Genomic DNA, 12,726 nt, shown 5'->3' with positions numbered 1-12,726 from the left:
GCCACTCCTACGCGACCGACCGGACCAGGACCTGCCGCCGCGCGCCGAAGCGCCGGAACCGGGCGCGGCGCTCGTCGGCCAGCTCCGCACCGCTGCGACCGGACAGTTCGCCGAGGGTCGCGGTCAGGGCCCGGTGCAGCTGTTCGGCCGCGGCCACGGGGGCCGCGCCCACGTCGTCGCCCGGCTCGGGCAGCACCGCGTCGACGACACCGAGACGCAGCAGGTCCCGCGCGGTCAGCGACAGCGCGGCCGCGGCCTCCGGTGCGGCGGCGGGATCGTTCCACACGATCGCCGCGCAGCCTTCCGGGCTGATCACCGAGTACGTGCCGTTCGCGAACATCAGCACCCGGTTGGCGACGCCGAGCGCCAGGGCCCCGCCGCTGCCGCCTTCGCCGATCACCACGCTGATCACCGGCACCCGCAGCGCGGACATCAACCGGATGTTCTCCGCGATGACGATCGCCTGCCCCTGCTCCTCGGCGGTCGCGCCCGGATACGCGCCGGGCGTGTCGATCAAGGTGACCACGGGCAGCCCGAGCTTCTCGGCCAGGCGCATCAGACGAGCCGCTTTGCGATAGCCGGCCGGAGTCGGCATGCCGAAGTTGCGTTCCATCAGCTCCTTGGGGTCGTGTCCTTTCTGGTGGCCGATCACCATGACCGGCCGCCCGCCGAGCCACGCCGTTCCGCCGACCACCGCGGCGCAATCGCCGGAGATCCGGTCGCCGCGCAGCTCGCGGAACTCGTCGAAGGCGAGTGCGAAGTAGTCCAGCGCGGTCGGCCGCTGCGGAGACCGCGCCCGGCGCACTTGTGTCCAGGGATCGGTCGCGGGAACGCGGGCCGGATCGGTGATCACGCCCGCGTCGGCGGGGACGAAGGTCTCGGCGGAATCGACCGGCCCCGCGGCCCGCAGCAGTGCGCCGAGCGCCTGGCGCAGGCCCGCGCGCGGCACGATCATGTCGATGAGCCCGCGTTCCAGCAGGAATTCGGCGGTCTGGAACTTCGGCGGCAATTCCTGCCGGATGGTCTGCTCGATCACTCGCCGTCCGGCGAACCCGAGCCGGGCGCCCGGTTCGGCGATCAGCACGTCGGAAAGGGTGGCGAAGGAAGCCGCGACGCCGCCGTAGGTGGGGTCGGTGATCAGGGTGACGGTGAGGATGCCCGCCCGGTCCAGTTGCTCCAGCGCCGCGCTGGTCTTGGCCATCTGCATCAGCGACAGCGGGCCCTCCTGCATCCGGGCGCCTCCGGAGGCGGTGACAATGATCAGCGGAACACGTTGGGCCAGAGCTGTTTCGGCGGCAACAGTGATCATTTCGCCGACCGCGGTGCCGAGGCTGCCGCCCAGGAAGCGGAAGTCCATGGCGGCGATCACCACCGGCCTGCCCTCGATCGCGGCCAGCGCGCACAGCACCGCGTCGTGCATGCCGGTGCGGGAGCGCGCGGCGGCCAGCCGGTCCGGGTAGGGCTTGGTGTCGGTGAAGGTCAGCGGGTCTTCGTCGGTGGCGGCGATCGGCAGCGGCTCGAAGCGTCCCTCGTCGGCGAGCTGCTCGATGCGCTGCCGCGCGGTGATCGGCGTGTGCCTGCCGCATTCGCCGCAGACGCCGAGGTCGCGGGCGAACCGCTTGCCGTACAGCGGGATCAGGCATGCCGGGCAGAGCACCCAGTCCGCGGCGCCGTGCTGGCCGTGTGCTGACTTCATCACGCGTGTCTCCTGTGCTCGGGAACAGGTGATCGATCCGGGCGGCGCCGGCCGGGCGATCACAGCGACAGCCTGCGCCCCACCGCTCGAGAACAACTCGACTCGCTCGCTCGAGCGAGGTTCGAGGACCGTCCCCGATGCTCGATCGCACCATCGAAGGGAGAACGCCATGAACACCAATGCATCCGGTGGTGTGCGATGAGCCGCCGCGTTGTCGTCACCGGGCTCGGCGTCCGCGCGCCCGGCGGGTCGGGCAAGGACGAGTTCTGGAAGCTGCTGTCCGAGGGCCGCACGGCGACGCGCCGGATCTCGTTCTTCGACGCCTCGCCGTACCGGTCCCAGGTGGCCGGTGAAGCGGACTTCGACGCGGCGTTGGAAGGGCTGTCCCCCAGGGAGATTCGGCGCATGGACCGGGCTGTGCAGTTCGCCGTGGTCTGCGCGCGGGAGGCGGTGGCCGACAGCGGGCTCGACCTCGCGACGGTCGATCCGCACCGGCTCGGCGTGAGCCTCGGCAGTGCGGTCGCCGCGGCCACCAGCCTGGAGCGCGAATACCTGGTGCTGTCGGACTCCGGGAAGAACTGGCTGGTCGACGAGACGTATCTCTCTCCGCACATGTTCGACTACATGATCCCCAGCGTGATGCCCGCCGAAGTGGCCTGGAGCGTGGGCGCCGAGGGACCGGTGGCGATGGTCTCCAACGGATGCACCTCGGGACTGGACTCGGTGGGCCACGCGGTGCAGCTGATCCGCGAGGGCTCCGCCGACGTCATGGTTGCGGGCGCGTCGGACACCCCCATCACACCGATCGTGGTGGCCTGCTTCGACGCGATCAAGGCGACCACCCCGCGCAACGACGAGGCGGAGGTGGCCTCACGGCCGTTCGACAACTCGCGCAACGGGTTCGTACTCGCCGAAGGCGCCGCGATGTTCGTGCTGGAGGCGTACGAGAGCGCGCGCAAGCGTGGCGCGCACATCTACGCCGAGATATCCGGGTACGCGACCAGGTGCAACGCCTACCACATGACGGGCCTCAAGGCCGACGGCCGCGAGATGGCCGAGGCGATCCGGGTCGCGCTCGACGAATCCAGGATCGACCCGACCGGTGTGCACTACATCAACGCGCACGGCTCCGGCACCAGGCAGAACGACCGGCACGAGACCGCGGCGGTGAAGCGCAGTCTCGGCGCGCACGCCTACGCCACGCCGATGAGCTCGATCAAGTCGATGGTCGGGCATTCGCTCGGCGCGATCGGCTCGGTCGAGATCGCCGCCTCGCTGCTGGCGCTGGAATACCAGGTGGTGCCGCCGACGGCGAACCTGCACGAACCCGATCCCGAATGCGATCTGGACTACGTGCCGCTGGTCGCCCGCGACCATCGGATGGACACCGTGCTCACGGTGGGCAGCGGGTTCGGCGGCTTCCAGAGCGCGATGGTGCTGCGCAAGGCGGAGGCGGTGGCGGCATGATCCTCGTGACCGGAATGGGAGTGCTCGCGCCGAACGGCATGGGCGTGGAGCGTTTCTGGGACGCCGTGCTGGCCGGGCGCGGGGGGATCGCGCCGCTCACCCGGTTCGACACCAGCGGTTCGTCGGCGCGACTGGCCGGACAGGTGGCCGATTTCGACGCCGGTGAGCACCTGCCGAGCAGGCTGCTGCCACAGACGGACGTCTCGACCCGGATGGCGCTGGTTGCCGCGCAGTGGGCGCTGGACGACGCGAAGGTCGACACGGCGACGATGACCGACTACGACATGGGCGTGGTGACCGGAAACGCTTCCGGCGGTTTCGAGTTCACCCATCGCGAATTCAACAAGCTGTGGTCGCTCGGCTCCGAGCACGTCAGCGTGTACGAGTCCTTCGCGTGGTTCTACGCGGTCAACACCGGCCAGATCTCCATCCGGCACGGCATGCGCGGGCCGAGCAGCGCCTTGGTCGCCGAGCAGGCGGGCGGACTGGACGCGATCGGCCACGCGCGGCGCACCGTGCGGCGCGGGACGCCGCTGGTGGTCACCGGCGGTGTCGACTCGGCGCTGGACCCGTGGGGGTGGGCCTCGCATCTGTCCAGCGGCGGGGTGAGCGCCGCGACCGACCCCGACCGCGCCTATCTGCCGTTCGACGCCCGCGCCGCCGGCTACGTGCCCGGTGAAGGCGGCGCGATGCTGGTCGTGGAGGACGCCACCGCCGCGCGTGCCCGTGGGGTGCCCAAAGTGCACGGTGAGATCGCCGGCTACGCCTCGACCTTCGACCCGCCGCCCGGTTCCGGCCGTCCGTCGGGCCTGCGCCGCGCCGCCGAACTCGCGCTGGCCGACGCCGGGATGACGCCCGGTGGCATCGACGTGGTGTTCGCCGACGCCTCCGGCATCCCCGATCGCGACCGCGACGAGGCCGCCGCCATCGAGGCGCTGTTCGGGCCGGGCGGCGTTCCGGTCACCGCGTCGAAACCGCTGACCGGACGCCTGTTCTCCGGTGCGGGTCCGCTCGACGTCGTCACCGCGCTGCTGGCCATGCGCGACTCGGTGATCCCGCCGACCGCCCGCACCTCCACGCTCGCCGAGGACTACCGGATCGATCTGGTTCTCGGCGCCCCGCGCTCCGCCACCGTCGGCGGCGCGCTCGTCCTGGCACGCGGGCGCTGGGGTTTCAACTCCGCGGTCGTCGTGCGCGCCGTGTCCGATCGAGATCTGCCGAGGAGCGAATCATGACCATGACCATCACCGAACTACGCCGCATTCTGGTGGACTGCGCGGGCGGCGAGGACCTCGCCGAACTCGGCGGCGACATCGCCGCCGTGGAATTCGAGGAGCTGGGCTACGACTCGCTCGCGCTCATCGAGACCGCGGCGCGGATCCAGCGCGATTTCGGCGTGACGATCCCGGAGGAAGAACTCGTCGAGGTCAAGACGCCGCAAGAGCTGGTCGACATCGTGAACGCCCAACTGCGCGGTGCAGCATGAGCGGTCAGGCCCGGAGGAGGCAGCGCAGCGTGACCACGCAGGGCCCCGCTCATGCCGAAAGCACACACCGCATGAGCGGTCAGGCCCGGAGGAGGCAGCGCAGCGTGACCACGCAGGGCCCCGCCCGTGCCGGAGAGGACAGAGCATGAGCGGCGAAGTGATGTCCCACAGCAGGGTGGTGCAGGCCTCCCCGGACGTCGTCTACGGTCTGGTCGCCGACGTGACCAGATGGCCCGTGATCTTCGAGCCGAGCGTGCTGGTGCGCCACCTGCACCAGGGGCCGGACGAGGAGCGCTTCCGGCTGTGGGCGACCGTCGGCGGCGCGGTGAAGAACTGGACGTCGCGGCGGGTGCTGGACGCCGAGCAGCGCCGCATCGTGTTCGAGCAGGAACGCAGCCAGGCGCCGTTCGCGTCGATGGGCGGCGGCTGGTCGTTCCGCGAGATCGGTCCCGGCGCGACGAAGGTCACCTTGGACCACCACTTCGCGGTGGTGGACGGGGCCGATGCCGCGCAGGTCGCCGCGTCGGTCGATCGCAACAGCGTGGTCGAGCTCGCGGCGCTGGCCCGCGTCGCCGAGCTCGGCCACCCGGTGGACGAGGTGATCCACACCTTCCAGGACACCGTGACGCTGGAATGCTCGTCCTCCGAGGCGTATGACTTCGTCTACCACAGCGAACGCTGGCCCGAGCAGGTGCCGCACGTCGGCCGCATCGAGCTCACCGAGGATGCCGATGGCGTGCAGCTGATGGAGATGGACACGGTGACGGCGGGCGGTATCCCGCACACCACGAAGTCGATCCGGGTGTGTGTTCCCGGCGAACGAATCGATTACAAACAGTTGGTGCCGCCCGCGATCCTGTTCGGCCACAGCGGTGCGTGGGAATTCGCCGAGGGTCCGGACGGCGCGGTGGTGACCGCGCGGCACACGGTCGCGATCAATCCCGAGGCCGCGCGCGAGATCCTCGGCGCGAACACCGATCTCGCCGACGCCCGCGCGTACCTCACCGAAGCGCTGTCCGCCAACAGTCGCAACACGCTGCGTTGCGCGGAACGCTCTGCCGCGACGACGAAGTCACCGACATGACCGCCACCGAGACGACCGCGACGCCGCGCGTACAGGAGATCGCCGACGGCGTCCACGCCTACACGCACAGCCGCGGCGGCTGGTGCGTCAGCAACGCCGGCGTGCTGACCGGGCCGGACGGCGCGGTGGTGATCGACACGCTGGCGACGGAAGGGCGCACCCGGGCACTCGTCGAGTTCGTCGACGGGCTGGGTACCGGCCCGGCCCGCGTCATCGTGAACACCCATCACCATGGCGACCACAATTTCGGCAACCACCTGTTCGGCCCGGCCGCCGTCGTCGTCGGCCACGACCGGATCCGGCCGGAGATGATCGAGACCGGCCTGGCGCTGACGAAGCTGTGGCCGGATGTCGAATGGGGCGACGTGCGGGTCACGTTGCCGAGCATCACGTTCAGCTATCACCTGACCTTGCACCAGGGCGAGCGCCGGGTGGAGCTCATTCACTTCGGCACCGCCGCGCACACCACCAACGACGTGGTGGCGTGGCTGCCCGAGGAGCGCGTGCTGTTCGCCGGAGACCTGGTGATGGCGGGCGCTGCGCCGTTCTGCCTGATGGGGTCGGTCAGGGGTTCCGTCAACGCGATCCGGCGGCTGGCCGCGCTGGGCGCCGAGACGGTCGTCGCCGGACACGGTCCCGTCACCGGACCTGAGATCTTCGACCAGACGCTGCGTTATCTGCGCTGGGTGCAGGACCTGGCCGCGGAGGGACGCGCACTCGGGCTGACGCCGCTGGCGATCGCGCTGGAGGCCGACCACGGTGAGTTCGCCGACCTGGTCGACCAGGAGCGGTTGGTCGGCAACCTGTATCGCGCCGATGCGGAACTGTCCGGCGGCGAGCTCGGCGAGCCGCTGGACGTGTTGGCGATCTTCGACGAGATGGTGCTCTACAACGGCGGGCAGGTGCCCACATGCCTGGCGTGAGCACCGAATCCGTGCGGGTCTGCGTGATCGGCGGCGGCCCCGCCGGACTGATGACCGGTCTGCTGCTGGCGCGTTCCGGCGTGGAAGTGCTGGTGCTGGAGAAGCATCCGGACTTCCTGCGGGATTTCCGGGGCGACACCGTGCACACCTCGACACTGCTCGCGATGAACGAACTCGGCTTGGCCGAGGAATTCCTCGCGCTGCCGCACGTCGAGCTGCCTCAGCTGCCGATGGCGACCGCCACCGGTACGGTGGTGTTCGCCGACTTCAGCGCGCTGCCCGGGCCCTTCCCGTTCGTGGCGTTCATGCCGCAGTGGGATGTGCTGAATTTCCTCGCCGAGGCGGGCGGGCGCTACCCCGGCTTCCGGTTGGTGCAGGAAGCGGAGGTCACCGAGCTGATCCAGCGCGGCGGTGCGGTGGCGGGCGTACGCGCCGAGACCGCTGACGGTCCGCTGGAGGTCAGCGCCGACCTGGTGATCGCGGCCGACGGGCGGCACTCGATCGTGCGCCGATCGGGGCTGCTCGAGGTCGCCGCCAGCGCGGCGCCCATGGACGTGCTCTGGTTCCGCGTCGGCAAGCCGGAGGGCGAGCGCCTGCCCACCGTGCGCAGCGGGAAGGGATTCTTCATCGTCTGCATCGATCGCGGTGACTATCTCCAGGTCGCGTACATGATTCCGAAGGGCGGCTTCGCGACGATCCGGGCGGCGGGGCTGGCGCGGTTCCGTGCGGATCTGTCCGGCATCTATCCCGTGCTCGCGCCGCGTCTGGAGGCGGAGATCCTGGACTGGGACGACGTGAAACCCCTCGACGTCCGGGTGGACCGGCTGCGCCGCTGGTACCGTCCCGGTCTGCTGGCGATCGGGGACGCGGCGCACGCGATGTCCCCGGCGGGCGGGGTGGGCATCAATCTCGCGGTGCAGGATGCCATCGCGACCGCTCGCCTGCTGGCGCCGATCTTCGCCGCGGGCGCGACCGCGTCCACGACGCAGCTGCGCACCGTTCAGCGCCGCCGCGAATTCCCGATGCGCGTGGTGCAATTCGCGCAATTGCACTTGCTGTCGGACCTCTACCCCAGTGCGGGACGGCCCGGGACCGACAAGCCGCTGCTGGTGCGGCTGCTGCGCCGTTTTCCGCGCCTGCCCCGGCTGGTGGCCAGGGTGATCGGCCTCGGCATCCGCCCGGAGCCGGTGCCGACCGCGACCGAAACCGTCACGACCCTAACCAAACTCAGGGAGAACTGATCGTGTCGACCTACCTGCTCATTCACGGCGCCTTCCACGGCGGATGGGTCTGGCAGCGGGTGACTCCGCTGCTGGAAGACGCTGGTCACCGCGTGCTGGCCCCCTCGCTGGTCGGTCTGGGCGACCGCGCGCACCTGCTGACCCCGGATGTCGGGCTCGACACCCATGTTCAGGACCTGATCGAGCTGGTCACCGCAGAGGACGCGACCGAAGTCGTCCTGGTGGGTCACAGCTACGGCGGCATCGTCGTCACCGCGCTGGCCGACGCCGTGCCGGACCGCATCGCCGAACTCGTCTACATCGACACGTTCGTGCCGCGCGACGGCGAAGCGGTGGCCGACATCATGCCGGGCATGGTCGATGCCTTCGCCACCGCGGCGGCCGCCGCCGGCGACGGCTGGCTGGTGCCGCCGCAGACCGAACCGACCGGCGACGGCGGCCTCTACGGCGTCACCGAGGAACCCGATCTCGGCTGGCTGGCGTCCATGCAGACGCCGCAGTCGTTGAAGACCTTCCAGCAGCCGATGACACTGACGAATCCCGCCGCACTGGCGAAGATTCCGGTGACGCACGTCCACTGCGGCGAAGGCGGCGAGGACTTCAAGGCGATGCGCGCGGCCATGCCCCGCACCCTGCCACCGGCCGATCTGCCTCCCGACCGCCTCCATGTACTCCCCACCGGGCACGACTGCATGATCACGATGCCGCGCGAGTTGGCCGGATGCCTGCTCGAACTCGCCGCTCGACCAGCGCCTGCACCGTAGCGCCACCGCGCTCGGCGCTCGTCCGCGATGGCCGGCGCAGTGGCAGCGGCCGCCCTGGACCACGGATCACTCGTGTCTTCGGTAGGGCGGATCAGCCCGGGGTCTCTCCCGAGTCATAGGCGGCGCGGGCCGCGAGGACCTCGCCGAGGTGTTCGGACGACCAGGTCACGATGCTGCTGAACACCGGGGTGAGCGTTCTGGCCAGTGGGGTCGCCTCGTATTCGACGCGCGGCGGGACCTCGGGGTGGTAGGTGCGCGCGACCAGGCCGTCGCGTTCGAGCTGGCGCAGGCGCTGGGTGAGGACCTTGGGTGTCAGGCCGGGAATGCGCTGTTGCAGTTCGGTGAAGCGCAGCTTGCCGTCGTGGGTGAGCACCCAGAGCACCTGGGTGGACCAGCGGCCGAACACCAGGTCGATGACGGGTGTGATCGGACAAGGGTCGACCGGCGCGGTTGTCATACGTCCTCCCGGTAAGTCACTTTCCCCTTGGTTACTACTATACTTTGGAAAGTAATGTGTTTCCAGGGGTCGCGAATACGCGAAATCGAAGGGAGCACAGTCATGACGACGACAACAGTGGACGGCCGACTGGATCTGCCACGGCGCTCCGGTGACCGGCCGCGCACTCGTGCGCACAATCCGCACCAGCAACTCGACCAGATCGCTCCGCCGGAGTTGCAAGAGGAGCTGTGGTCGCGGATGACCACGCTCGACGGCGTTCTGCTCGGCCGCAGTGGAGTCTCCCTGCCCGACACCCGGGCCCTGCACCTGCGGCCGACGATCGCCCATGGACCAGGCGAGGCATATCTCGCGGGCACCGAATTCGCCCACCTGCACGGGCACGGGGACGGCAGTCTGCACATGTGCCTGCCGAAAGACACTGTGGCGCAGTCGATTCGGTTGGGTTGGGCGGAGGCTCATCCGATGGCCCGGCGGGGATACCTGCCCGGGACGCTGGTGATGGTGTACGGGCCGCGCGATCGCGAGGAGCTGGACGTCGTCTGGCAGCTGGTGCGGGCCAGTCACCGCTTCGCCCGGCAACCGGCTACAGCGTGATTAGAGCGGCGGCCGCCATCGTCGGTGTCATGAACGCAACCGATCTTGTCGGCACCTGGGAACTGGTCTCCTACTACGACCTCGACGAGCAGGACGTCACCAGCACGGGACCGCTCGGCGACGCACCACGCGGCCTGCTGATCTACGGCGCGCACGGTTACATGTCGGTGAGCATGATGCGCACCGACGGAGCCAAGGGAGCCACCCCGTTCATGGGGTACGCGGGCACCTGGCGGCGCACCGGCACGGAGGTGGTGCACGCGATCAGCGTCTGCTCCAACCCGGCTTGGGCGCGGACCGAGCAGGTGCGGCAGATGTCGCTGAACGGCGACGTGCTGACGCTCATCGGCACCGCACAGGTCGGCGGGCGGACACAACGCCGGGTGCTCACCTGGCGTCGCGGCCGCCCGCTCGAAACACACCGTCATTCCGGCGAATACGAGAACAGGGGCTCGTCGAATTGAACCGGTTCGCCGTCTTCCTTGAGGATCCCGGTGATCACGCCCGCCTGCGCCGTCACCGGGATCATCAACTTCATCGCCTCGACGATGCCGACCTGCTGCCCGGCGCTCACCCGTTCGCCGACCTCGACGAACGGGTCCGCGCCCGGCTCAGGGCATCGGTAGAACACGCCGACGCTTGGCGCGCGGACGACCGCGCCGAGCGCGGGAGCCTCCGGCGCGGCGACGGCTTCCACCGCGGCCGCCGCGATCGGGGCGGGCAAAGCCGCCCACTCGGCCTCGACGGTCACCTCCCCCACCTGGAAGCGCAGTGCGCTCGGCTGCTGCGGAAAGCCCGCGAGCAGCTGCAACGCGCCGGTCTGGATCGCCTCCAGCACCCGCAGATAGTCCTCGTGTCCGGTGGTGGGGACGTTCTCCTCCACTGCGGTCATTGCCGTCACTCCTTGTCAGTAATTACCCAGGCCGCCACAGACGTTCAGCGCCTGCGCGGTGACGGCGCCCGCTCCGGGACCGATCAGATAGTCGACCATCGCCGCCACCTCGAACGGCTGCACGTAGCGGCCGATCGGCACTCGCGCGCTGACCCGGGCGTGCACCTCGTCGGTGTCCACGCCCCACAGCCCCGAATACACCTCCCGCACCCGCTCGGCCATCGGCGTCTCCACGAATCCGGGGCACACGGCGTTCACGGTGATCCCGGTCTTGGCCAGTTCGAGGCCGAGCGCTTTGGTGAAGCCGACCACGCCGTGCTTGGACGCGGAATACGGGGCGCCGTGCACCACGCCCTGTTTACCGCCGGTGGAGGCGATGTTGACGATGCGGCCGCTGCCGCGCTCGAGCATGCCGCCCGCGTTCAGCACCGCCTTCGTCATCAGGAACACGCTGTTGAGATTGGTGTTGATCACGTCGAACCACAGTTCGTCGGTCACCTGCGCGGTGACGCCGCCGCCGCTGCGGCCCGCGTTGTTGATCAGGATGTCGATCGGGCCGTAGCGCCGCACACCCGCGTCGACGTACTCGCGGACCTGCGCGGCGTCGGCGACGTCGCAGACGGTGCCGTCCACCTCGTGACCGTCGTCCTGCAGACTCTTCACCGTGTCGGTCACCCGCTGCTGATCGCGAGCGCAGAGGAACACCGCGATCCCCTGGGCCGCCAGGCTTTTGGTGATCTCCAGGCCCATTCCGCTGGTCGCTCCGGTGACCAGCGCGACGCGCCGATTTTCCGCCATGACTCCTCCATCGGTCGAACTTCCGAACTCGCCGGGCTTCTCGACCACCAGGGTCGACCCGCGTCCTATAGATCCGGTCAACCGCGGACGACGGAGGTCGGCTCAACCGAGGCTCTAGCGGCGTGGACCACGCTGGCGTGCAGCCGAGCCCCGCCGTGACCACAGGAGCAACCATGACCACCGTCGCCAGCCGCACCGAGTTGTACGCCGAGGTCCAGCAGTTCTACGCCGAACAGATGCAGCGGCTGGACAACCGCGACATCCCCGGCTACGCCGCGACTTTCACCGAGGACGCGGAATTCGAGCACACACCGGGCATTCCGCCGGCCCGGACCAGGGCCGGGATCATCGCCGACCTGGTCGAGTTCCACAAGCGCTTCGAAACCGACCCGATGCAGCGCAGGCATTGGTTCAACATGATCAACCTGCAGCCGCAGGACGACGGGACCATCGTGGCCACCGCCTACTGCCTGGTGGTGAAGATCCGCCCGAACAGCAAGCCGGAGATCGCGCCGAGCTGCGTCGTGCACGACGTGCTCGTCCGCGCCGACGGCGCCTTGCTGACCCGGTCGCGGCGCGTCGTCCACGACTGATCCGACCACTATCGAGGAGAAACCCTGTGAACTCCGTTCAGCCGGACTTGCTCACGCTCGCCGCCGACGCCGGGGACCTGCTGTTCCGGGAGGCCCGCACGGCGAACGCCTTCACCGACGAGCCGGTCACCGACGAGCAGATCCGCGCGATCTACGAGCTGGTCAAATACGGACCGACCTCGATGAATCAGCAACCGCTGCGGATCGTTCTGGTGCGCAGCGCCGAGGCCAGGGCCCGGCTGGTCACCCACATGATCGACAACAACAAGCCGAAGACGGCCGCCGCGCCGCTGTCGGCGATCCTCGCCGCCGACCTGAATTTCCACGAGCACCTGCCCACGGTGTTCCCGCACGCGCCGGAGGCCAAGGACTACTTCGCGGACGCCGACTACCGCGCGGAGTCCGCGCGCTTCAACGCCCTGATCCAGATCGGCTACTTCATCCTCGGCGTCCGTGCCGCCGGTCTGGCGGCGGGCCCGATGAACGGCTTCGACGGCGCGGGCCTGGACGAGGACTTCTTCCCTGGCGGCGAATACACCGGCCTCGTCGTGGTCAATATCGGCAAGCCCGGCCCGAACGCGTGGTTCCCGCGTTCGCCGCGACTGGCGTACGAGGAGGTGGTCAGCACGGTGTGATCCCGCCGAGCGAGTGACGAGGGCCGCTCGGCCGCACAGCGCACTCCCAGGTTTGCCCCAGCTTGCGGGCAGGCTGCCTTCCTAGCCTTCGAG

General features: G+C 69.6%; 15 protein-coding genes. 11 read left to right on the top strand and 4 right to left on the bottom strand.

Annotated elements, in window-relative coordinates:
* Nucleotides 1-7: 7 nt before the first annotated feature.
* Nucleotides 8-1,696 (bottom strand): acetyl-CoA carboxylase carboxyl transferase subunit alpha, encoded by a 1,689-nt coding sequence (accA, locus tag ABZ824_RS00780; protein WP_356962404.1) that lies wholly within the window; start codon nucleotides 1,694-1,696, stop codon nucleotides 8-10.
* Nucleotides 1,697-1,894: 198 nt separating this feature from the next.
* On the opposite strand from accA, the gene ABZ824_RS00775 reads away from it, so the two are divergent.
* From ABZ824_RS00775 to ABZ824_RS00745, 7 genes are all read left to right on the top strand, one after another.
* Nucleotides 1,895-3,163: a beta-ketoacyl-[acyl-carrier-protein] synthase family protein gene (locus ABZ824_RS00775; RefSeq protein ID WP_356960866.1), complete on the top strand. Its 1,269-nt coding sequence runs from the start codon at nucleotides 1,895-1,897 to the stop codon at nucleotides 3,161-3,163.
* A complete protein-coding gene (locus ABZ824_RS00770) occupies nucleotides 3,160-4,398 on the top strand; it encodes a ketosynthase chain-length factor (protein ID WP_356960864.1) in 1,239 nt (412 codons plus the stop codon). Before ABZ824_RS00775 ends, ABZ824_RS00770 begins: the two co-directional genes overlap by 4 nt.
* Entirely contained in the window at nucleotides 4,395-4,649 is a 255-nt protein-coding gene (locus ABZ824_RS00765; RefSeq protein ID WP_355077911.1) for a phosphopantetheine-binding protein, read from the top strand. The genes ABZ824_RS00770 and ABZ824_RS00765 overlap by 4 nt, the downstream gene beginning before the upstream one ends.
* A gap of 145 nt (nucleotides 4,650-4,794) precedes the next feature.
* Nucleotides 4,795-5,733: an aromatase/cyclase gene (locus ABZ824_RS00760; RefSeq protein ID WP_356960862.1), complete on the top strand. Its 939-nt coding sequence runs from the start codon at nucleotides 4,795-4,797 to the stop codon at nucleotides 5,731-5,733.
* Complete coding sequence (locus ABZ824_RS00755; RefSeq protein ID WP_356960860.1) at nucleotides 5,730-6,656, top strand: MBL fold metallo-hydrolase; 927 nt, start codon at nucleotides 5,730-5,732, stop codon at nucleotides 6,654-6,656. Before ABZ824_RS00760 ends, ABZ824_RS00755 begins: the two co-directional genes overlap by 4 nt.
* Nucleotides 6,653-7,897, top strand: a complete 1,245-nt coding sequence (locus tag ABZ824_RS00750) for an FAD-dependent oxidoreductase (protein WP_356960859.1) — start codon at nucleotides 6,653-6,655, stop codon at nucleotides 7,895-7,897. The genes ABZ824_RS00755 and ABZ824_RS00750 overlap by 4 nt, the downstream gene beginning before the upstream one ends.
* 2 nt (nucleotides 7,898-7,899) lie before the next feature.
* Nucleotides 7,900-8,661 carry an alpha/beta hydrolase gene (locus tag ABZ824_RS00745; protein WP_356960857.1) on the top strand — a complete coding sequence of 254 codons (762 nt, stop codon included), beginning with the start codon at nucleotides 7,900-7,902 and terminating at the stop codon, nucleotides 8,659-8,661.
* A 91-nt stretch (nucleotides 8,662-8,752) separates the two neighbouring features.
* Here the strand turns inward: ABZ824_RS00745 and ABZ824_RS00740 are convergent, their stop codons facing one another.
* Nucleotides 8,753-9,118, bottom strand: a complete 366-nt coding sequence (locus ABZ824_RS00740; protein ID WP_355077916.1) for a helix-turn-helix domain-containing protein — start codon at nucleotides 9,116-9,118, stop codon at nucleotides 8,753-8,755.
* Between the two features lie 102 nt (nucleotides 9,119-9,220).
* Here ABZ824_RS00740 and ABZ824_RS00735 point away from each other — a divergent pair, with 102 nt between their 5' ends.
* Both ABZ824_RS00735 and ABZ824_RS00730 read left to right on the top strand, forming a co-directional pair.
* Nucleotides 9,221-9,715 (top strand): luciferase family protein, encoded by a 495-nt coding sequence (locus ABZ824_RS00735; protein ID WP_355077917.1) that lies wholly within the window; start codon nucleotides 9,221-9,223, stop codon nucleotides 9,713-9,715.
* 29 nt (nucleotides 9,716-9,744) lie between these two features.
* Nucleotides 9,745-10,179: a lipocalin-like domain-containing protein gene (locus ABZ824_RS00730; protein WP_356960855.1), complete on the top strand. Its 435-nt coding sequence runs from the start codon at nucleotides 9,745-9,747 to the stop codon at nucleotides 10,177-10,179.
* Here the strand turns inward: ABZ824_RS00730 and ABZ824_RS00725 are convergent.
* A complete protein-coding gene (locus ABZ824_RS00725; RefSeq protein WP_355077919.1) occupies nucleotides 10,140-10,607 on the bottom strand; it encodes a biotin/lipoyl-containing protein in 468 nt (155 codons plus the stop codon). The two genes, ABZ824_RS00730 and ABZ824_RS00725, sit on opposite strands and share 40 nt — an antisense overlap.
* A gap of 15 nt (nucleotides 10,608-10,622) precedes the next feature.
* On the bottom strand, nucleotides 10,623-11,405 hold the full coding sequence (locus ABZ824_RS00720) for an SDR family NAD(P)-dependent oxidoreductase (RefSeq protein WP_355077920.1): 783 nt from the start codon (nucleotides 11,403-11,405) through the stop codon (nucleotides 10,623-10,625).
* A 173-nt stretch (nucleotides 11,406-11,578) separates the two neighbouring features.
* Between ABZ824_RS00720 and ABZ824_RS00715 the strand changes: the two genes are divergently transcribed.
* Entirely contained in the window at nucleotides 11,579-11,998 is a 420-nt protein-coding gene (locus ABZ824_RS00715) for a nuclear transport factor 2 family protein (RefSeq protein ID WP_356960853.1), read from the top strand.
* A gap of 26 nt (nucleotides 11,999-12,024) precedes the next feature.
* Complete coding sequence (locus ABZ824_RS00710; protein ID WP_356960851.1) at nucleotides 12,025-12,633, top strand: malonic semialdehyde reductase; 609 nt, start codon at nucleotides 12,025-12,027, stop codon at nucleotides 12,631-12,633.
* Nucleotides 12,634-12,726: the final 93 nt, after the last annotated feature.

The organism is Nocardia sp. NPDC047038, from assembly GCF_040644075.1.
Classification (GTDB): domain Bacteria; phylum Actinomycetota; class Actinomycetes; order Mycobacteriales; family Mycobacteriaceae; genus Nocardia; species Nocardia sichangensis.
The sequence above is the reverse complement of the archived record's forward strand: the minus strand, read 5'-3'. Positions and strand labels throughout refer to the sequence as shown.

What these genes read in the sequence shown, in the direction of transcription:
- accA (WP_356962404.1), bottom strand. Translation starts at nt 1,696, where the DNA reads ATGAAGTCAGCACACGGCCAGCACGGCGCCGCGGACTGGGTGCTCTGC.
- ABZ824_RS00775 (WP_356960866.1), top strand. Translation starts at nt 1,895, where the DNA reads ATGAGCCGCCGCGTTGTCGTCACCGGGCTCGGCGTCCGCGCGCCCGGC.
- ABZ824_RS00770 (WP_356960864.1), top strand. Translation starts at nt 3,160, where the DNA reads ATGATCCTCGTGACCGGAATGGGAGTGCTCGCGCCGAACGGCATGGGC.
- ABZ824_RS00765 (WP_355077911.1), top strand. Translation starts at nt 4,395, where the DNA reads ATGACCATGACCATCACCGAACTACGCCGCATTCTGGTGGACTGCGCG.
- ABZ824_RS00760 (WP_356960862.1), top strand. Translation starts at nt 4,795, where the DNA reads ATGAGCGGCGAAGTGATGTCCCACAGCAGGGTGGTGCAGGCCTCCCCG.
- ABZ824_RS00755 (WP_356960860.1), top strand. Translation starts at nt 5,730, where the DNA reads ATGACCGCCACCGAGACGACCGCGACGCCGCGCGTACAGGAGATCGCC.
- ABZ824_RS00740 (WP_355077916.1), bottom strand. Translation starts at nt 9,118, where the DNA reads ATGACAACCGCGCCGGTCGACCCTTGTCCGATCACACCCGTCATCGAC.
- ABZ824_RS00735 (WP_355077917.1), top strand. Translation starts at nt 9,221, where the DNA reads ATGACGACGACAACAGTGGACGGCCGACTGGATCTGCCACGGCGCTCC.
- ABZ824_RS00730 (WP_356960855.1), top strand. Translation starts at nt 9,745, where the DNA reads ATGAACGCAACCGATCTTGTCGGCACCTGGGAACTGGTCTCCTACTAC.
- ABZ824_RS00725 (WP_355077919.1), bottom strand. Translation starts at nt 10,607, where the DNA reads ATGACCGCAGTGGAGGAGAACGTCCCCACCACCGGACACGAGGACTAT.
- ABZ824_RS00720 (WP_355077920.1), bottom strand. Translation starts at nt 11,405, where the DNA reads ATGGCGGAAAATCGGCGCGTCGCGCTGGTCACCGGAGCGACCAGCGGA.
- ABZ824_RS00715 (WP_356960853.1), top strand. Translation starts at nt 11,579, where the DNA reads ATGACCACCGTCGCCAGCCGCACCGAGTTGTACGCCGAGGTCCAGCAG.